We start from the raw sequence: 18,160 nt of genomic DNA on the forward strand, positions 1-18,160 counted from the left end.
CGTCCCTCAGTTCCTGTTCAGGTATTCGGTTCTCGCGCGGCGGTGCTGCAGATACTCGACGACCGCCTGCTGCTCGCCGGCGAACTCGATGCGCTCCGCCTTGCTTTCGCGCTGGTAGGCGTACATCGGATCGTAGTATTCGCTCAGCAGCCCTTCGATCCAGCCGCGATGCAGATCCACCGCGCCGCTACGCGCCTGTTCGGCCAGGGCCTGATCCATGATCAGCGCCAGCCGCTGGTAGCGCTCGCCGCCCAAGCGCTTGTAGATATTGACCAGACTTTGCTGCAGACGCTCGGCGAAAGCTGCGAAACCGGTCTCACCCTGCTCGGCGATGAACTCGGCGCAGAGGTCGATCACGTAGTCCTTGAGAATCCGCTCGATCCGGCCCTCCAGGCTGTCTTCGAGCCAGACCAATGGGAATTGCTGCATGCCGTGAAACAGCGGCAGCGGAATCGAGCAGCGTCCGACCAGACGCGCCTCGTCCTCGACGGCGAACTGCTCGATACCGGCAGCGCGCATCTTCAGCAGGCGAATCGCCAGGGCGTTCTCGAAATCGATCTGCGCCGGCTGCGGCGTGGCGCGCTTGCCGAAGCTGGAGCCGCGGTGGTTGGCCAGTCCTTCCAGGTCCAGGCTGTTGTCGAGCCGCGCCAGCACCTCGGTCTTGCCGGTGCCGGTCATGCCGCCGACCAGGACGAAATCGCACTGCTGCACCGCCTGCTCGAGGGTTTCCAGCAGGAAATGGCGCATCGCCTTGTAGCCGCCGGTGACCCGCGGATAGTCGATGCCCGCTTCGTCCCGCAGCCACTGCTGGACGATCTGCGAGCGCAATCCGCCGCGGAAGCAATACAGGTAGCCCTCCGGATGGGCGCGGGCGAAATCGGCCCAGGCCTGCATCCGCTCAGCCTTGACCTGGCCGGAGACCAGCCGGTGGCCCAAGTCGAGAGCGGCTTTCTGGCCATGCTGCTTGTAGCAGGTGCCGACCTTCTGCCGCTCGCTGTCGTCCATCAGCGGCAGGTTGACCACGCCGGGGAAGGCGCCCTTGACGAACTCCGCCGGTGCGCGGGCATCCATCATCGGCACGTCGTTGAGGAACAGTGCGCGAAAATCGTCGGTATCAGCGCGCATCAACGCACCTCGACCGCATGGGTGCGCGCTTCGACCAACCGGCCGATGGGCTCGAGCTGCAGGTCGAGTTCGGCGCAGGCGGCGAGGAATTCCGCCTCGCCTTCCGGTGTCACGGCCACCAGCAGGCCGCCGCTGGTCTGCGGGTCGCACAGCAGTTGCTTGTGGGCGTCGTCGAGCGCGGCGATGCGTTCGCCGTAGCTGTCGAAGTTGCGCTGGGTGCCACCGGGCACGCAACCCAAGCCGAGGTAGTATTCCACGCCCGGCAGGCGCGGCACGCGCGCGTAGTCGATCTCGGCGGTCAGGCCGCTGCCATCGGCCATTTCCACCAGATGGCCGAGCAGGCCGAAACCGGTGACATCGGTCATCGCGTGCACGCCCTCGAGCTTGCCGAAGTGGCTGCCGGCGGTGTTCAGCGTGCACATCCAGTCGCGCGCCAGCCCGACGTCCTCGGCCCGCAGGCAGGCCTTCTTCTCGGCGGTGGTGAGGATGCCGATGCCCAGCGGCTTGGTCAGGTACAGCTTGCAGCCGGCGGTCGCGGTGTCGTTGCGCTTCATCTGGCGCTTGTTCACCAGGCCGGTGACGGCGAGGCCGAAGATCGGTTCCGGTGCGTCGATCGAGTGGCCGCCGGCGAGCGGGATGCCGGCGGCCTCGCACACCGCCCGGCCGCCAGCGATGACCTCGCGGGCTACTTCCGCCGGCAGCACGTTGACCGGCCAGCCGAGAATGGCGATGGCCATCAGCGGATCGCCGCCCATGGCGTAGATGTCGCTGATGGCATTGGTCGCGGCGATGCGGCCGAAATCGAAGGGATCATCGACGATGGGCATGAAGAAGTCGGTGGTCGAAACCACGCCGCGCTCCTCGTCGATGCCATACACCGCCGCGTCGTCGCGCGAGGCGTTGCCGACCCACAGGCGCGGGTCGAGATTCTGCGCACCGCTGCCGGCAAGAATCACGTCCAGCACCCTGGGCGAGATCTTGCAGCCGCAACCGGCGCCGTGGCTGTACTGGGTGAGACGGATCGGTTCGCTCATCGGGGCTCTCTCGTGGCACGTCAAACGGGCCGCGATTGTAGCAAAGGCGGCGCATGCCGCGGCCCCGCGATGGCAGAGTTCGAGCGCAGTGGCGGGCATCCGGGTCATCAGGTCTTCATCATCCGCTTGCAGGCTGCCCGAGCAGGCGTGAAGCTAGCGCGGAGCGACAAGGGGAACCGCATGAGCAAGAAAGTTGCACTGGTACTGGGCTCCGGCGGTGCGCGGGGGTATGCGCACATCGGGGTGATCGAGGAGCTGGAAGCGCGCGGCTACGAGATCGCCTGCATCGCCGGGTGCTCCATGGGCGCGGTGGTCGGCGGCATCTACGCAGCCGGCAAGCTCGACGAATACCGCACCTGGATCGAGAACCTCGACTACCTGGACCTGCTGCGCCTGGTCGATCCCAGCTTCAGCCTGGGCGCCATCCGCGGCGAAAAGGTCTTCGGGCGCATCCGCGACATGGTCGGCAAGATCAATATCGAAGACCTGCCGATTCCCTTCACCGCAGTCGCCACGGACCTCACCAACCAGCAGGAAATCTGGTTCCAGGAAGGCAGCCTGGAGCTGGCCATGCGCGCTTCGGCAGCCATACCGAGCCTGTTCACACCGGTCATGCAGGGCAACCGCATGCTGGTCGACGGCGGCCTGCTCAATCCGCTGCCGATCGTGCCGGTGGTGTCGGCGCACTGCGACCTGATCATCGCCGTCAACCTCAACGCCAACAACCACAAGCAGTACCCGCTGCCGGAAATCGAACGGCCCGGGCGTTTCGACGCGATGATGAGTTCGATCAGCGCGCACATCCCCTTCTGGCGCAAGGACGGCATCGAGCTGGACGAGCAGATCAGCGACATCCGCGCCGGCGAGCTGATGCGCGGCGACCAGCCACCCACGGCGCCCACCAGCCAGAGCGCACCGAAATCGGCGGAGGGCTCGACGGTCATCGACGTCACCGGTCCGGCATCGCTGCTGGAACTGATCAACCAGAGCTTCGACGTCATGCAGTCATCGCTGGCCCAGTACAAGATCGCCGGCTACCCGCCGAACGTGCTGGTCAACATCCCCAAGCGGGCCTGCCGCTTCTACGAGTTCTACAAGGCGCCGGAGCTGATCGCCCTTGGCCGTATCGTCGCCCGCGACGCCCTGGTGCGCTACGAAGAGGAGCTGTAGGGTGGATCGCGCTTCATCGATCCACCAAGCCGCGTCACGGTGGATGTAAAAAGCGACATCCACCCTACCCACTTCAGCGCCGCCCCACGAATCTGCCCACCGCCCCCTAAGGCTTGACGCCCTCGCGCACCTCGCCCGCAGGCAGCGCGTCCTTGTGGGCCGCGTCCGGCACCTCCTTGATCAGCCAGTCGCCCAGCAGGCTGTAGGCCACGGCAAGCAGGGTCGGACCAAGGAACAGGCCCATGAAGCCGAAGGCGAGGATGCCGCCGAATACCCCCAGCAGCACCACCACCAACGGCAGGTTGCCGCCACGGCTGATCAGGTAGGGCTTGAGCACGTTATCCACGCCGCTGATGACGAACATGCCCCAGATGCCGAGAAAGATCGCCATGCCGTAGTCGCCCTGCCAGGCCAGCCAGGCGACCGCCGGCCCCCACACCAGCGGCGGCACCATGACGAAGCTGCAGGCAAAGGTCAGCAGCCCGAGCACCAGTGCGCCGGGAATGCCGGCGATGAGAAAACCGATATAGGCCAGCAATGCCTGCGCCGCGGCCGTACCGATCACGCCATTGACCACCCGTTGTACCGTGCCGGCGACCAGTTCCAGGTAGTGATCGGCGCGGTTGCCGATCAGACGGTGCAGCAGGCTATGCACGAAGGCCGCCAGCTGCGGGCCGTCACGATAGAAGAAGAACACCAGCACCAGGCTCAGCGCCAGTTCGAGCATGCCGCCGCCGATCCGCGCGCTGCGCACCAGCAGCCAGTTGGCGACCTGGCCGACATAGGGGCGAATGCTGGCGATCAATGCGGTGCCCTGCTCGTCCACCGTCTCCCAGAACACCACCAGGCGGTCGCCGACCAACGGCAGATCGCCCAGCCAGTGTGGCGGCGGCGGTAGCCCATCGACCTGGAAATTGTGCAGCAAGGCGTTGGCTTCGCGGATATGGTCGGCGATATTGAGCCCCAACCAGACCAGCGGCACCGCCACCAGCACCATCCAGCCGAAGGTCAGCACTCCGGCCGCCAGCGTCGCATTGCCATTCAACCAGCGTGTCAGCACGCGCATCACCGGCCAGCTGGCGAACGCCAGCACGGCCGCCCAGAACAGCGCCGAGGCGAATGGCGCCAATACCCAGAGGCAGGCCCCCAGCAGGGCCAGAAGCAGTATCTGCACCAGCAGCCGATCATTGTTGAGCATGCACAAGCACTCTATCGAGAAAAGCCGGCGCGCCTCGCGAAAGCACGCCAGCCAAAGCGGCTATTGCAGCCGCACCCATGGCTCAGCGCAAGAGCCGGACAAGCAGCCCCGGCGCCGGCGAATCATCCACCTCCAGCCTCCCGGCGCGAATCCGTTCGGCGATCAGCGCCTCGCGCCAGGCGACCGCACCGCGTCCGGCGAGGCTGACCCGCATGGTGCTGTCCAGCCTGAGAACGTCGGCCAGCAACTGCCCCCAGTCGGCCGTCGGTTCGTCAGCCAGGCGCGGCAGGCGCAACTCGCCGGTGCTGCGCAACTGGCGCAAGAGCGTGGCCGCGTTCGGCAGGACATCGGCCAACGGCCGGTCCGGCTGCAACTGTTCGACGTGCAGGTATGGCCGCCCGTTGCCGCGGGTTATGCCATAGAGCGCCACCAGGCTGTCGGCCGCATCGGGCAACCGCGCCAGCAGATAGGCCTGCTGGCCTTCCGGGCCGTAGAGCATGGATTTGCCGAAGATCGAGTTGGCCCACAGGCTGCTGGAGCCGCATTCGCGGCCTTCGCACCAGAACAGCAGCTCCGCATCCTGCCGCAGAAGCTCGCCACGGGCCTGGCTGAACGCCTCGATACCGCTGTGTACGGCGGGCAGCTGGTAGGTGATGGCGGTCAGGTTCCCGGACGCCACGACCTGCGCGGCCATGCGCAGGTTACCGCTGATGCGACGAATCGAATCCTGCGGGTACACACGCTCCTGCACCGGCAACTGCCGGTAGTCGATGATCTGCGCCTGGGCGAATCGGGGCAGTACCTCCAGGTCGGCGCTGCCGGGCACATCCGCCGCCCAGGCGGCACTGCCGATCAGCGCCAGCCCGGCTATCCATGCTCCTCGCATAAAACTCCTCAACGGGTCGGCATCGACGATCGCCCGCAGGGCGTCGCGGCGCGGTAGAAATCGATCATTGCGGTGCCTCGATCGGGACGATGGCTCCCAGCCTCGCCAGTTGGCAAAAGCAAGTCAAGCAAGGCTTTACGACAGATTCTTGCAGCGGCCCGGAACCCCTCAGCCGCGCAGGAAAGCCTCGAACACCGCCGCAACCGCTTGCGCCCCGGTCTCGTCGTCCAGGTGCAGATGATGCCCGCCGGGCAGTCGGTGCACCGCAAAGGGCAGGCTCTCGGTGAACGCCAGCATGTCCGGCTGGGTCATCAGGCCCTGCTCGGCCAGCACCAGGCGGGTCGGACAGGCCACCTGGCCGACGAACGCCAGGGCATGGGCGCGGGTCAGGCGCAGCGGCGAGGGCAGCATCAGCCGCGCATCGGTGCGCCAGGTGTAGCCGCCCGGCACGGGCATCAGCCCGCGCTGCGCAAGCCGTTCGGCCGCTTCCTGGCTGACCGCGCCCACGCCTTTCATGCGTGCCTTGACCGCCTGCTCGAAGCTGGCGTAGACCGGCTTGCGCTTGCCATCGACCGCCAGCAGCGCCTTCAATGCCGCCCCCAGCTTCTGCGGAGCGCCGTCCGCCTCGCCGGTATAGGGGATTACGCCGTCGATCAGCGCCAGGCGCTCGACGCGCTCAGGCAGCGCACCGGCGAGCAGCACCGAGACGATCGCCCCATGGAGTGCCCCAGCAGGGAAAAGCGTTGCCAACCGAACTGTTCGGCGACCTGCAGCACGTCGTGCACATAGTCCCAGATGTTGTAGCCCGCCCCGATCGGGCGGTGCTCGGAATGGCCGTGTCCGGGCAGGTCCAGGGCGACGATGCGCACCCCCGGCAGATGCGGCGCCAGCCGGCTGAAGGTGGCGGCATTGTCCAGCCAGCCATGCAGGGCGATGACCGGCCTGCCGTCCTCGGGCCCATAGAGATGGGCGGCCACCTCGATGTGCGGCAGGCTCAGGCGGACTTCCTCGAACGGCACGCTCATGCGGCCCCCTGTACTTTTTCGCGATGACGCCAGCGGTCGAACAGCCGTCTGAGCAGGGCGGCGGTGTCCTGCGGGCGCTCCAGCGGGAACATGTGCCCGCCCGGCAGGCTATGCGCCTCGCCGCGCGCCATCAGCCGCAACAGGTAGCCATGGTGCGGCAGCACCACGCGGCTGTCGCGGCCGCGCACCATGGCCAGCGGGATCTTCAGCGCGGGCGGCCAGCCGGGTGTCACATGCGGCACGCTGCGGTAGATGCGGATCTCGGTCTGCGGATCGAAGCGCAAGCGCATACCCTGCCCGGCCGGCTCGAGGCCATGTTCGATGTAGGCCTCGAGGCAGTCGGGATCGAAGCGGCGGAACAAGGGCTTGCCGGCGAAGTACGCCCGCGCTTCCTCGGCGCTGCCGAACTGCTCGCGCCGGCCCAGCGTGCGCCCGGCCGGTGTCAGCCGGTCGATGAAGCCCAGGCGCTTGGCGGCCCAGATGATGGTCTGGTCGAACCAGGTCGGCAGTGGCGAGTCGAGCATCACCACGCCGTGGTACAGCTCCGGGCGCAGCAGCGCGGCGCGGTAATGCAGCATGCCGCCGAAGGAATGGCCGACGCCCCAGACCGGCTCGCCCAGGCGCACGAGCTGCTCGAACAGCTCGTCCAGCAGATTGTTCCAGTTGTCGTCCACCGGAAAACGCGGATCGTGCCCGTGCCGATCCATGTGCGTGACCCGGTACTCCGGCGCGAGGGCGGCGAACAGCTTGCTATAGGTCGCCGAAGGAAAGCCGTTGGCGTGGGCGAAGAAGATGCGTTGCGACATGAGGCCAGTGCCCCGAAACAGACGGACCGCCATTGTCTGGCAGCCTTCGGCGGGCGGCAATCGCCATAGCCCCGCCGAATGGATGGCATTCAGGCCAATCAGCAGGCCGCAACGGCGGCCTGCGCGTCGAATCAGCCTGCCGGAGCGTTCCTGTCCAGCGGCACGATCGCCACGGTCAGGCGCGAGATGCAGCTCGGCTTGCCGTCCTCGCCGCTGAGGCGGATATCCCAGACGTGCGTCGAGCGGCCCAGGTGCACCGGCCGGCAGACCCCGGTCACCCGTCCGCTGCGCAGGCCGCGCAGGTGGTTGGCGTTCACCTCCAGGCCCACGCAGTAGAACTTGCTGGTATCGATGCAGTGGTAGCTGGCCATGGAGCCGAGGGTTTCGGCCAGCACCACCGAGGCGCCGCCATGTAGCAGCCCATAGGCTGGTGGGTGCGCGCATCGACCGGCATGCTCGCCGTGATGGACTCGCCATCGAAGGATTCGAAACGGATATCCAGCAGTTCACTGATGGTGTTCCTGCGGGTGCTGTGCAGCTCTTCCAGGTCGGGTTGGCGATACCAGATGCTCAAGGCGCGTACTCCATGCGGATGTCGTTGTTATTGGATGTCAGGCTCGGCCGGCCAGCTGAACGATGCGGGCCGGAGCCTGCCTACCCTAACGAACGTGACGCAACGACACCAGCCGCATCAACCCCCCGGCAATCGCCTCGCCCTCGAGTTCGGCCAGGGACGCCGTCGCCATCGGCAATGACGCGTCGGAATGACCATGGACCAGCCAGCCGCCGAGGCTGCCGACCAGCGGCTGATGCGTGACCAGCAGCAGCTCGCCCTCGCCGCGCCGATCGAGCTGGCGCAACGCCTCGTTCAGGTCGGACTCCGGCGTCAGCACGGCACGGTTTCGCAGGCTCCCTCGAAGCCCAGCGTCCGTCGCACCTCGTCGGCGGTCTGCTGCGCCCGCCGGTAGGGGCTCACCAGAATCGCCTGCAGTGCGCGGCCGCGCAGATGTGCGGCATTCTCCCGCACGTCGCGGCGGCCGCGCTCGGTCAGATTGCGCTCGGCATCGGTGCGGGCCCGCGGCTCGGCCTCGCCATGGCGCAGCAGCCAGAGCCTCATGGCGCCTGCTCTTCGTTCGGCTCGACCGGCGGTTGCGGCGGCACCGTCGGCGCCAGCTCGACATCGGCCGGACGCGGCACCGGCCAATCGGACAGCGGCCAGGGCTTGCGTTCGGTATTGAAGGTGGCGAAGCGGCCGATTTGCGCGATGTACTGGCTGAGACTGTCACCGAAAGCCTGCAGGCTGGCGTCCGCCTGCCCCTTGAGCAGGCGCAGGATCAGTTGCAGTACCACGACGACCAGCAGCACCAGCTCGGCGACCTGCCAGACGAAGAAGAAGATCAGCATCCAGACGGCCCGCAGGATCAACGATTCGCGTTCCGTACTGCGATTGGATTGACTCATGGATAGTCTCCGGTAGGCACGTGGTTCAGAAACCGTCGGTGGAAATGAAGTCCACGTCGGTCTTGGGTTCGCCACGCATCAGCAATTCGATGACCTGATCGAGCGTACGCCCCTCGAACAGGACGGCATGCAGGCCGGCGACCAGCGGCATGTAGACCTGCAGTTCCTCCGCCTTGCGCTTGAGCACCTTGATGGTATTGACGCCTTCCGCCACCTCGCCGAGCCGGGAAACCGCCTCGTCCAGGCTCAGCCCCTCGCCGAGGGCATGGCCCACCTGGAAGTTGCGGCTCTTGGACGAGGTGCAGGTCACGATCAGGTCGCCGACGCCGGCCAGGCCGAGAAAGGTCATGGGATTGGCGCCCAGCTTCACCGCGAAGCGGGTCATTTCCGCCAGCGCGCGGGTGATCAGCATGCTGCGGGTGTTTTCGCCCATGCCCAGCGCCGCCGCCATGCCGGCCATGATCGCATAGACGTTCTTCAGCGCCCCGCCGAGCTCGACGCCGAAGCGGTCGGCACTGGCATAGACACGGAAAGTACGGCCGTGCAGGACCTCCTGCACGCGGCGACACAGCGCCTCGTCGTGGCTGGCGACGACGGTGGCGGTCAGGGCGTGCTCGGCGACCTCGCGCGCCAGGTTGGGGCCCGACAGCACGCCGATACGCGCCTGTGGCGCGATCTCCTCGAGAATCTGGCTCATCAGCATGAAGCCTTCGGCCTCGATGCCCTTGGTGGTGCTGATCAGCAGCTTGCCGGCCAATTGCGCGGAGAACGGCTGCAACGCCTGGCGCAGTGCACTGGAGGGCAACGCGACGAAGATCAGCTCGCAAGCGGCCAGGGTCTGCGGCAGGTCGGTGGTCGCCTGCACCTGCGGCAGGATCGTGACCCCTTTCAGATACCGCGGGTTCTGGCGCTGGACGCGGATGCTTTCGGCCTGCTCCGCATCGCGCATCCAGAGCAGGACAGAATGGCCGTTCTCGGCCAGCAGATTGGCTATCGCGGTGCCGAAACTGCCGCCGCCGAGCACCGCGATGGTTTGCTGTTGTGTCATGTGGTTTCCGTTATGGGCCATCCAACGTGGCAGTGCCGGGCATTATACGTAGCGCATCGAGGGCGGCCAGCGCAAAGCCCGAAGCGGTGAAAAGCATCCGGTTACAAGCTCGCCGAGCCCCCACGCAGAGGCGCGCAGCCGCCTTGGCACCGGCGATCGGCCGGGGTGTGAAACCCCGCGTGCAACGTTTGTCTATACAGGACATGCTGTCGCAAGGTCCTCGTTAGGGTGCCAGGAGTGTTAAAGTAGCTGCCCGTTTCTGTCTTTGCGTCCTTCAGCCGCAGGTACGGGTGAATGGCGTCGCTGTTGCAGGCTGTGACTTTAGCCACAACGCGGCAGTCTATGACTAGTCTTGATGATCAGGCCTCGAATTCTGGGCCCGGTATGTAAGCAGCAAAGCCCCCACAAGGCCCATTGAGGAATACGCATGACCAAACAACACGCCTTTACTCGGGAAGACCTGCTTCGTTGCAGCCGCGGCGAGCTCTTCGGTCCCGGTAATGCGCAACTGCCCGCACCGAACATGCTGATGGTCGACCGCATCGTTCATATCAGCGAAGTGGGCGGCAAGTATGGCAAGGGCGAGCTGGTCGCCGAGCTGGATATCAACCCCGATCTCTGGTTCTTCGCTTGCCATTTCGAAGGCGACCCGGTCATGCCCGGCTGCCTGGGCCTCGATGCCATGTGGCAGCTGGTTGGCTTCTACCTGGGCTGGCAGGGCAACCCCGGCCGCGGCCGCGCCCTCGGTTCGGGCGAAGTGAAATTCTTCGGTCAGGTCCTGCCGACCGCCAAGAAAGTCACTTACAACATCCACATCAAGCGCACCATCAACCGCTCGCTGATCCTCGGCATCGCCGACGGCACCGTCAGCGTTGATGGCCGCGAGATCTACAGTGCCGAAGGCTTGCGCGTCGGCCTGTTCTCCTCTACCGACAGCTTTTGAAGGACATCCGCATGCGTCGCGTCGTGATCACCGGCCTGGGTATCGTTTCCTGCCTGGGCAATGACAAAGAGACCGTCTCCGGAAACCTGCGCGCCGGTCGCCCCGGTATCCGCTTCAACCAGGCCTACGCGGACATGGGTCTGCGCAGCCAGGTCTCCGGTTCCGTCAACCTGAACCTCGAAGAACTCATCGACCGCAAGGTCCTGCGCTTCATGGGCGACGCTGCGGCCTATGCCTATCTGGCCATGGAACAAGCGGTCAAGGATGCCGGCTTCAGCGCCGACGAAATCTCCAACCCGCGCTTCGGCCTGGTCGCCGGCTCGGGCGGTGCGTCCACCATCAACCAGATGGAAGCCATCGACATCCTGCGCGACAAGGGCGTCAAGCGCATCGGCCCATACCGCGTGCCGCGCACCATGAGCAGCACCGTATCGGCCTGCCTGGCCACGCCGTTCCGCATCAAGGGCCTGAACTACTCCATCGCCTCGGCCTGCGCCACCAGCGCTCATTGCATCGGCCATGCCATGGAGCAGATCCAGATGGGCAAGCAGGATGTGGTCTTCGCCGGCGGCGGCGAAGAGGAGCATTGGAGCCAGAGCTGCCTGTTCGATGCCATGGGCGCCCTCTCCAGCCAGTACAACGAGACGCCGGAGAAGGCCTCGCGCGCCTATGACGCCAAGCGTGACGGTTTCGTCATCGCCGGCGGCGGCGGCATGGTGGTGGTCGAAGAGCTGGAGCACGCCCTCAAGCGCGGCGCCAGGATCTACGCGGAAATCGTCGGCTACGGCGCCACTTCCGACGGCTACGACATGGTCGCCCCGAGCGGTGAAGGCGCGCTGCGCTGCATGCAGCAGGCGATGTCCACCGTCGAAGGCTCGATCGACTACCTGAACACCCACGGCACCTCCACCCCGGTGGGCGATGTCGCCGAGATCAAGGCCGTGCGCAACATGTTCGGCGACAAGGTCCCGACCATCAGCTCGACCAAGAGCCTGTCCGGTCACTCCCTGGGCGCCGCCGGCGTTCACGAGGCGATCTACTGCATGCTGATGATGGAAGGCAACTTCATCGCCGGCTCGGCCAACATCGAAGAGCTGGACCCGGAAGTCACCGACATGCCGATTCTGCGTGAAACCCGCGAGAACGCGCAGATCGACACCGTGATGAGCAACAGCTTCGGCTTCGGCGGCACCAACGCCACCCTGGTGCTCAAGCGCTGGAAAGGCTGAGTCCTTCGCTCCGAGCAAAACGCCCCGACTGGTTCGGGGCGTTTTTGTTTGTGCGGGTAGCGACCGCAAGCCGGAATCGCCCGCCCCTCGTTCAGAGTCGCTGACGGCCCTTGCGCCACTGGGCTGGCGGCTGGCCGGTCCAGCGCTTGAAGGCACGGCAGAACGCCGCGACCTCGGCAAAGCCGCTCTGCTCGGCTACCTCCTGCACGCTCAGGTGCTCGTTGCCCAGCAGCCTCAGCGCGAAATCGCGGCGCAGGGCTTCCTTGATCTGCCGGATCGAAGTGCCTTCCTCCTGCAGCCAGCGGCGCAGGGTACGCGGCGCCATCAGCAACTGTCGGCTGATCGCCTCCAGGTCCGGCATCTGCTCGAGATCGTAGCGCTGCAGCAGCACCCTGACCCGGGCCTGCAGGCTGTTGTCGCGTACAGGCCGACGCAGAATCACCGCTGGACAGTCCTGCAGGAACGCCTGCAGTTCCATGGCGTTGCGGATGATCGGCAGTTGCAAAAAGCGCGGGTGCAGATAGAAGCCACAGCGGGGCTGGTCGTGGAGCAGCTCGCCGAGGAACATCACCCGGTATTCACGCGCGTGCTCGACGACCGGATAGCCGAAGCAGGTACTGGCGACCGGGATCTGCTGCCCGACCAGCCAGCCGGCGAAGCGCTGCCACATCAGCAGGATGAACTCCTGCAGGAAATGCTCCGGGTCCTCGCCATGGTGATGCAGATGCAGGCGGTAGAACACCAGCGGCGACTGCGACGAATCCGTTTCCAGCCCGATCTCCAGATCATCCGAAACCGCCGTATAGAAGCGTGCGCTCTGCTGCAGCATGCCACCGAGGGTACTGGCCCCCTGGGCCAATTCCGCCATCAATGAGAACACCCCGCGTTTACAGGCCCTCGGCGCCAGGCCCATGAACTCGTCGCGGGTGAAGCGCCAGACCGCCTTGATCAACGCACTGAGCTGCTGCTCGGTGATCAGCTGCCCGGGGCGATCGATCCAGTCCGGCGCGATCCCGGCCACGGACAGCAGCTGCAGCGGGTCCGCCCCCTGGCGCAGAGCCCCGCCGATACTGGCGCGCACGTAGTGGTTGGCAATGTGGGCCTTCGAGGACTCGGGCGGTTCCCTGGTGATCATGCGGTACTCCTGTTCCTGCGTCGATGGCCAGCAGCCTGCACCCAATGGCCTATTCGATCAATCAAAACGACCGAAGAGGTCATTCCAAGAGGCGAACCAAGGTTCTATTAATAATCCCGTGGTCAGCCGGCCGGCGGCCCCAATACAAGAACAACAACCCGAAGGGCTCAGCATGAACGTACAGGAACAGCCCGTCGCCGACAGTGCAGTGGGCGACGACGATCAGGCACTGTTTCAGCAAATGGTGCGGCGCATCCTGCAAGAGGAAGTGGCGCCCGACTACGAAAGCTGGGAAGCGGCACACCAGATGCCGCGCGAACTCTGGCATCGCCTGGGCGAAGCCGGGCTGCTCGGCGTCGATCTGCCGGAAGCGCTGGGCGGCTCCGGGGCCGGGGTCGAAATCTGCCTGATGATCTGCGAGGAGATTTCCCGCCAGGCTTCGGCGGCCTGGCCAGCGGCTACAACATCCACGCCAATATCGTGATGCCCTACATTCTTCATCTGGGCAGCGAGCGGCAGCAGCGGTACTGGCTGCCGCGCATGGCCAGCGGCGAGGTGCTGGGCGCCATCGCCATGACCGAGCCCGGCGCGGGCAGCGACCTGGCCGCCATGCGCACCACGGCGCAGAAGGTCGCCGGTGGCTGGAAGCTCGACGGTGCCAAGGTGTTCATCACCAACGGCCTGCTGGCGGACATGGTGATCGTCTGCGCCAAGACCGACCCGAAGGCCGGTGCCCGCGGCGTGTCGCTGTTCCTGGTCGATACCACCTTGCCGGGATTCGCCCGCGGCAAGGCGATCCGCAAGATCGGCCAGCATGCCAGCGATACCGCCGAGCTGTTCTTCGACGAGCTGGTGGTGCCGGAGGAGGCGCTGCTGGGCGAGACCGGCAAGGGCTTCATCCACCTGATGCAGGAGCTGCCCCGCGAACGCCTGGGTGTCGCGGCCCAGGCCCTGGGCGCCATCGACGGTGCCCTGCAACTGACACTGGACTACGTACAGGAACGCCGTGCCTTCGGCAAACGCATCGCCGACTTCCAGAACACCCGCTTTACCCTCGCCGAAGTGCGAGCGCAGCTGGAAATGGGCCGTGCCTATTTCAATCAGTGCCTGCAGCGCTATGCCCGTGCAGCGATGAGCGGCACCGATGCAGCCACCCTCAAGCTGCTGCTGAGCGAGATGCAATGCCACTGCATCGACCGTTGCCTGCAGCTGTTCGGAGGCTACGGCTACACGCTGGAATACCCGATTTCCCGCTTCTATGTGGATGCGCGGATCCAGACCATCTATGCCGGCACCTCGGAAATCATGAAAGAGCTGATCGCCCGCGACATGCTGGGCCCCGTGGTCTGAGCGAACAAAGAGAGGAGTTCCCGTGATGCCCGATACAGTCGAACTGCAGGATGTGGTGATCGTTGCCGGAGCACGCACCGCCATCGGCGATTTCGGTGGCAGCCTGGCCAGCTACAGCCCGGCCGAGCTGGGCACCTTTGCCGGACGCGCCGCCATCGAGCGCGCCGGGGTGGCGGCCGAGGAGATCGACCACTCCGTCTTCGGCCACATCATCACCACCAGCCCCCAGGACGCCTACCTGGCGCGGCACATCGCGCGAAACTGCGGCCTGCCCGACAGCGCCGCGGCGCTGAACGTGAACCGCCTGTGCGGCTCCTCGGTACAGTCGCTAATCTCGGCGGCGCAGATGATCCAGGCAGGGGCCAGCCGTATCGCCCTGGCCGGTGGCGCGGAAAGCATGAGCCAGGGCGCCTACCTGCTGCCGAAACTGCGCTTCGGCCAGCGCCTGGGCGATGCGGCGGCCCAGGACCTGACCGTCGGCATTCTCAGCGATCCCTTCGGCAGCGGCCACATGGGGATCACCGCCGAGAACGTCGCCACCCGCTACGGCTTCACCCGCGAACAGCTGGACCAGTATGCCTGCGACAGCCACCGCAAGGCGGCGAGCGCCATCGATGCCGGGCACCTGGCCAGCCAGATCATCGCCGTGCCGGTTCGCCAGGGACGCGACAGCGTGGCCTTCAACAAGGACGAGCATGTGCGCCCTGACGCGACGCTCGAGGGCCTGCAGAAGCTACGCGCCGCATTCAAGCCGGATGGCCTGGTCACCGCCGGCAACGCCTCCGGCCTCAACGACGGCGCCGCTGTGCTGGTGCTGACCTCCCGGCAGGAGGCCCGGGCGCGTGGGCTGATGCCCAGGGCGCGCTTCGTCAGCTACGCCTTCGCCGGCGTGGAGCCGCACCTGATGGGCCTGGGACCGATTCCGGCGGTGCAACGGGCGCTGAAGAATGCGGGCCTGGAGCTGGCCGATATCGACCTCATCGAAAGCAACGAAGCCTTTGCCGCGCAGGCCCTGGCAGTGGCGCAGAGCCTGGAGTTCGATCCGGACAAGGTGAACGTCAACGGCGGGGCCATCGCCCACGGCCACCCGGTGGGGGCCACGGGCTCGATCCTGACCTTGAAGGCACTGTACGAACTGGAACGCCTCGACAAGCAGCGGGCGCTGGTCACCCTGTGCATCGGCGGCGGCCAGGGTATCGCCTTGATTATCGAACGTCTCGCGCAGTGAGCGATGCACCGCCGGCGGACAGAGCAAGCCATCCGCACCAGTTGAACCAGGCATGCCTGAGAGCCGGAGCCTGGCGCTGAATCGATCCACATCCGTGAACAACAATAATTATTCGAGGTGTGTCATGAGAGCGGTCATACAAGCCCAACCGTCGTTCAACCAGGTGACCCGCAACACCATCGGCGATGCCCTGCAGCGCACCGCCCAGCAACGCAAGGCGCAAATCGCCCTGGAGTACCAGGACCGCAGCTGGAGCTACCAGGCGCTGGACCAGGCAGCCAACCGCGTGGCCAATCACCTGCTGGCAGCGGGCCTGGACAAGGGCGACCGGGTGGCGGCCTACGGCAAGAATTCCGACGCCTACCTGGTCCTCTGGCTGGCCTGTACCCGCGCAGGCCTGATTCATGTTCCGGTCAACTTCTCGCTGACCGAACGCGAGCTGGCCTATGTGCTCGACCAGTCGGGGGCCCGCGCGCTGTTTGCCGACGACAGCCTGAACGGGCTCGTCGACAGCGTCTGTGGCTCGCGGCAGCTGGCGTTTCGCGGCAGCCTGCACAGCGACGCCGCGGCCGCGGGCCGAAGCGACATCCTCGCCATCGCCAGCGGTTCCGGCTGCGCCCGGGCACCGGAGGTGGCAGTGTCCGAACACGATGTCGTGCAGATTCTCTATACCTCCGGCACCACCTCCGACCCCAAGGGTGCGATGCATACCCATCGCTCGCTGATGGCGGAGTATTTCAGTTGCCTGCTGCACCTGGACATCAAGGCCTCCGACCGCTGCCTGGCGGCGCTGCCGCTCTACCATTCGGCCCAGATGCACGTGTTCACCATGCCGGCGCTGCTGGCCGGCGCCTACAGCTGCCTGCTGGATACGCCGGCCCCCGAAGCGATTCTCCGGCTGCTGAAGGAAAAGCGACTGAACAGCTTCTTTGCACCGCCCACGGTCTGGATCGCCCTGCTACGCCACGAACGGTTCGTCGAAGCCGAGCTGCAGCATCTGCAGAAGCTCTACTACGGCGCCTCCATCATGCCCGAGCCGATCGCCCGGGAACTGGGCGAGCGGCTACCGCTGTCGGGCCTCTACAACTGCTACGGGCAAAGCGAGATCGCCCCGCTGGCGACCGTGCTCTCGCCCCAGGAGCACAAGGAACGCCCGGCCTCCTGCGGGCGGCCCGTGATCAACGTGGAAACGCGGATCATCGATCCGCTGACGGGCGAAGACTGCCCGCCAGGCGTGCCGGGCGAGCTGGTGCACCGCTCGCCGCAGTTGATGACCGGCTACTGGGGCAAGCCGGACGAGACCGCGGAGGCCTTCGCTGGCGGCTGGTTCCACTCCGGCGACCTGGGCTATCGCGACGAGCAGGGCTACATCTGGATCGTCGATCGCATCAAGGACATCGTCAATACCGGCGGCGTGCTGGTCGCCAGCCGCGACGTGGAAGAAGCGCTCTACAGTCATCCGCACGTCGCCGAAGTGGCGGTGATCGGCGTCCCCGACGAGAGATGGATCGAGGCGATCGCCGCGGTGGTGGTCCTGAAACAGGACGCCGCCGCGGATGCGGAGGCGCTGCTTCGCCATGCCCGCGCCAGCCTGGCCCCCTTCAAGGTGCCGAAACAGGTGCACTTCGTGCAGCAGCTGCCGAAGAACTCCTCGGGCAAACTGCTCAAACGCGCCCTGCGCCAGCAGTTCGCTACGCCCATCTGAGCGGCAAACAGGAGGCGGCATGCAGCCGGATGCCAGCATTCGCATCGAGAATGAAGGACGGGTACGGATCCTGAGCCTGGATAATCCGGGGCGAAAGAATTCGTTGAACTGCAGGCTATACGAGGCCCTGGCAGCGGCGCTGGACGCGGCCGCGGCGGAGGATTCCGTGCGGGTGCTGGTCATCACCGGCGGCGCGCGGATGTTCTGCAGCGGCAACGACCTGGAGGACTTCGTCGAGCACCCGATCCGCGATGCCGGGCACCCGGCCTACCGCTTCATGCAACGCTTGAACACCTACGGCAAACCTGTGGTGGCAGCGGTAGAAGGGCATGCGATAGGCATCGGCTGCACCCTGCTGCTGCACTGCGACCTGGTGTATGCCGGACAGAGCGCGTTCTTCCAGTTGCCCTTCGTGGCGCTGGGGATCTGCCCGGAATTCGGCTCGACCTTCGTGCTGCCGGCCCTGCTGGGGCGCCAGCGCGCCGCTGAGCTGCTGCTTCTGGGGGAGCGCTTCGACGCCGCGACGGCGGAATCCCTGGGCCTGCTCAACGAGCGGGTCGCCGATGGCAAGGCCCTGGAGCGCGCGCTGCAGGCCGCACGAAAACTGGCTGAGGCGCCGCCGCAAGCGCTGCAGGCCACCAGGCGATTGCTGGGCAACGGCCGGCTCGCCGGCATGGAAATCGCCATGAAAGAGGAGCTCGAGGCGCTGATCGCCGCCCTGCGGGGCGACGAGCCTGCCCGCGCGCTCACCGCGTTCAAGCGGCAGCGGCTGGTAGACCCTAGGGTTTGTTGCCGTTTCGTCGCGAGCCGCGTTGCC

At 66.2% G+C, this 18,160-nt stretch carries 14 protein-coding genes and 4 pseudogenes; 7 read left to right on the forward strand and 11 right to left on the reverse strand.

All coding sequences use genetic code 11. The features are described from left to right. Positions 1 to 6: 6 nt before the first annotated feature. Both mnmH and selD read right to left on the reverse strand, forming a co-directional pair. Positions 7 to 1,125, reverse strand: coding sequence for a tRNA 2-selenouridine(34) synthase MnmH (mnmH, locus tag BAY1663_RS14820; protein ID WP_037042187.1), 1,119 nt, complete (start codon positions 1,123 to 1,125; stop codon positions 7 to 9). Further along, entirely contained in the window at positions 1,125 to 2,159 is a 1,035-nt protein-coding gene (selD, locus tag BAY1663_RS14825; RefSeq protein ID WP_037042189.1) for a selenide, water dikinase SelD, read from the reverse strand. Before selD ends, mnmH begins: the two co-directional genes overlap by 1 nt. A 180-nt stretch (positions 2,160 to 2,339) precedes the next feature. Between selD and BAY1663_RS14830 the strand changes: the two genes are divergently transcribed. Then, complete coding sequence (locus BAY1663_RS14830; protein WP_037042222.1) at positions 2,340 to 3,329, forward strand: patatin-like phospholipase family protein; 990 nt, start codon at positions 2,340 to 2,342, stop codon at positions 3,327 to 3,329. A 106-nt stretch (positions 3,330 to 3,435) separates the two neighbouring features. Here BAY1663_RS14830 and BAY1663_RS14835 read toward each other — a convergent pair whose 3' ends face one another. The 8 genes and pseudogenes from BAY1663_RS14835 to BAY1663_RS14870 form a co-directional block, all read right to left on the reverse strand. Next, positions 3,436 to 4,527 (reverse strand): AI-2E family transporter, encoded by a 1,092-nt coding sequence (locus BAY1663_RS14835; RefSeq protein ID WP_037042191.1) that lies wholly within the window; start codon positions 4,525 to 4,527, stop codon positions 3,436 to 3,438. A gap of 82 nt (positions 4,528 to 4,609) precedes the next feature. After that, complete coding sequence (locus BAY1663_RS14840; protein WP_037042193.1) at positions 4,610 to 5,413, reverse strand: DUF4892 domain-containing protein; 804 nt, start codon at positions 5,411 to 5,413, stop codon at positions 4,610 to 4,612. Positions 5,414 to 5,581: 168 nt separating this feature from the next. Continuing rightward, a pseudogene (locus tag BAY1663_RS14845) lies at positions 5,582 to 6,438 on the reverse strand (alpha/beta fold hydrolase). Continuing rightward, the gene (locus tag BAY1663_RS14850) at positions 6,435 to 7,244 is read right to left on the reverse strand and encodes an alpha/beta fold hydrolase (RefSeq protein ID WP_037042201.1); all 810 of its coding nucleotides are present in this window, start codon (positions 7,242 to 7,244) and stop codon (positions 6,435 to 6,437) included. Before BAY1663_RS14850 ends, BAY1663_RS14845 begins: the two are co-directional and overlap by 4 nt. Positions 7,245 to 7,375: 131 nt before the next feature. Beyond that, a pseudogene (locus BAY1663_RS14855) lies at positions 7,376 to 7,818 on the reverse strand (hotdog fold thioesterase). A gap of 85 nt (positions 7,819 to 7,903) precedes the next feature. Continuing rightward, a pseudogene (gene sixA, locus BAY1663_RS14860) lies at positions 7,904 to 8,361 on the reverse strand (phosphohistidine phosphatase SixA). Then, positions 8,358 to 8,705, reverse strand: a complete 348-nt coding sequence (locus BAY1663_RS14865; RefSeq protein ID WP_037042202.1) for a DUF4389 domain-containing protein — start codon at positions 8,703 to 8,705, stop codon at positions 8,358 to 8,360. Before BAY1663_RS14865 ends, sixA begins: the two are co-directional and overlap by 4 nt. Positions 8,706 to 8,730: 25 nt before the next feature. Beyond that, positions 8,731 to 9,753, reverse strand: coding sequence for an NAD(P)H-dependent glycerol-3-phosphate dehydrogenase (locus BAY1663_RS14870; protein WP_037042203.1), 1,023 nt, complete (start codon positions 9,751 to 9,753; stop codon positions 8,731 to 8,733). A 427-nt stretch (positions 9,754 to 10,180) separates the two neighbouring features. On the opposite strand from BAY1663_RS14870, the gene fabA reads away from it, so the two are divergent. Both fabA and fabB read left to right on the forward strand, forming a co-directional pair. Next, positions 10,181 to 10,696 carry a 3-hydroxyacyl-[acyl-carrier-protein] dehydratase FabA gene (fabA, locus tag BAY1663_RS14875; protein ID WP_037042204.1) on the forward strand — a complete coding sequence of 172 codons (516 nt, stop codon included), beginning with the start codon at positions 10,181 to 10,183 and terminating at the stop codon, positions 10,694 to 10,696. An 11-nt stretch (positions 10,697 to 10,707) separates the two neighbouring features. Beyond that, positions 10,708 to 11,925: a beta-ketoacyl-ACP synthase I gene (gene fabB / locus BAY1663_RS14880; RefSeq protein ID WP_037042210.1), complete on the forward strand. Its 1,218-nt coding sequence runs from the start codon at positions 10,708 to 10,710 to the stop codon at positions 11,923 to 11,925. Positions 11,926 to 12,016: 91 nt separating this feature from the next. Here the strand turns inward: fabB and BAY1663_RS14885 are convergent, their stop codons facing one another. Then, a complete protein-coding gene (locus tag BAY1663_RS14885; protein ID WP_037042214.1) occupies positions 12,017 to 13,060 on the reverse strand; it encodes an AraC family transcriptional regulator in 1,044 nt (347 codons plus the stop codon). 172 nt (positions 13,061 to 13,232) lie between these two features. Between BAY1663_RS14885 and BAY1663_RS14890 the strand changes: the two are divergent. The 4 genes and pseudogenes from BAY1663_RS14890 to BAY1663_RS14905 form a co-directional block, all read left to right on the forward strand. Next, positions 13,233 to 14,410 (forward strand): annotated as a pseudogene (locus BAY1663_RS14890) (acyl-CoA dehydrogenase family protein). Positions 14,411 to 14,435: 25 nt separating this feature from the next. Then, a complete protein-coding gene (gene bktB, locus BAY1663_RS14895) occupies positions 14,436 to 15,638 on the forward strand; it encodes a beta-ketothiolase BktB (RefSeq protein WP_037042216.1) in 1,203 nt (400 codons plus the stop codon). 124 nt (positions 15,639 to 15,762) lie between these two features. Next, complete coding sequence (locus BAY1663_RS14900) at positions 15,763 to 17,343, forward strand: fatty acyl-CoA synthetase (protein ID WP_051497156.1); 1,581 nt, start codon at positions 15,763 to 15,765, stop codon at positions 17,341 to 17,343. 19 nt (positions 17,344 to 17,362) lie between these two features. Then, positions 17,363 to 18,160, forward strand: a 798-nt coding sequence (locus tag BAY1663_RS14905) for an enoyl-CoA hydratase-related protein (RefSeq protein ID WP_128576314.1), incomplete at its 3' end; no start/stop codon positions are given.

It is taken from the genome of Pseudomonas sp. BAY1663 (genome assembly GCF_000582595.1).
Lineage (GTDB): Bacteria > Pseudomonadota > Gammaproteobacteria > Pseudomonadales > Pseudomonadaceae > Stutzerimonas > Stutzerimonas stutzeri_AF.

Coding starts and splice junctions, on each gene's coding strand:
- fabB (WP_037042210.1), top strand. CDS start 10,708: ATGCGTCGCGTCGTGATCACCGGCCTGGGTATCGTTTCCTGCCTGGGC.
- BAY1663_RS14840 (WP_037042193.1), bottom strand. CDS start 5,413: ATGCGAGGAGCATGGATAGCCGGGCTGGCGCTGATCGGCAGTGCCGCC.
- mnmH (WP_037042187.1), bottom strand. CDS start 1,125: ATGCGCGCTGATACCGACGATTTTCGCGCACTGTTCCTCAACGACGTG.
- BAY1663_RS14865 (WP_037042202.1), bottom strand. CDS start 8,705: ATGAGTCAATCCAATCGCAGTACGGAACGCGAATCGTTGATCCTGCGG.
- BAY1663_RS14900 (WP_051497156.1), top strand. CDS start 15,763: ATGAGAGCGGTCATACAAGCCCAACCGTCGTTCAACCAGGTGACCCGC.
- BAY1663_RS14885 (WP_037042214.1), bottom strand. CDS start 13,060: ATGATCACCAGGGAACCGCCCGAGTCCTCGAAGGCCCACATTGCCAAC.
- fabA (WP_037042204.1), top strand. CDS start 10,181: ATGACCAAACAACACGCCTTTACTCGGGAAGACCTGCTTCGTTGCAGC.
- BAY1663_RS14870 (WP_037042203.1), bottom strand. CDS start 9,753: ATGACACAACAGCAAACCATCGCGGTGCTCGGCGGCGGCAGTTTCGGC.
- BAY1663_RS14835 (WP_037042191.1), bottom strand. CDS start 4,527: ATGCTCAACAATGATCGGCTGCTGGTGCAGATACTGCTTCTGGCCCTG.
- bktB (WP_037042216.1), top strand. CDS start 14,436: ATGCCCGATACAGTCGAACTGCAGGATGTGGTGATCGTTGCCGGAGCA.
- BAY1663_RS14850 (WP_037042201.1), bottom strand. CDS start 7,244: ATGTCGCAACGCATCTTCTTCGCCCACGCCAACGGCTTTCCTTCGGCG.
- BAY1663_RS14830 (WP_037042222.1), top strand. CDS start 2,340: ATGAGCAAGAAAGTTGCACTGGTACTGGGCTCCGGCGGTGCGCGGGGG.
- selD (WP_037042189.1), bottom strand. CDS start 2,159: ATGAGCGAACCGATCCGTCTCACCCAGTACAGCCACGGCGCCGGTTGC.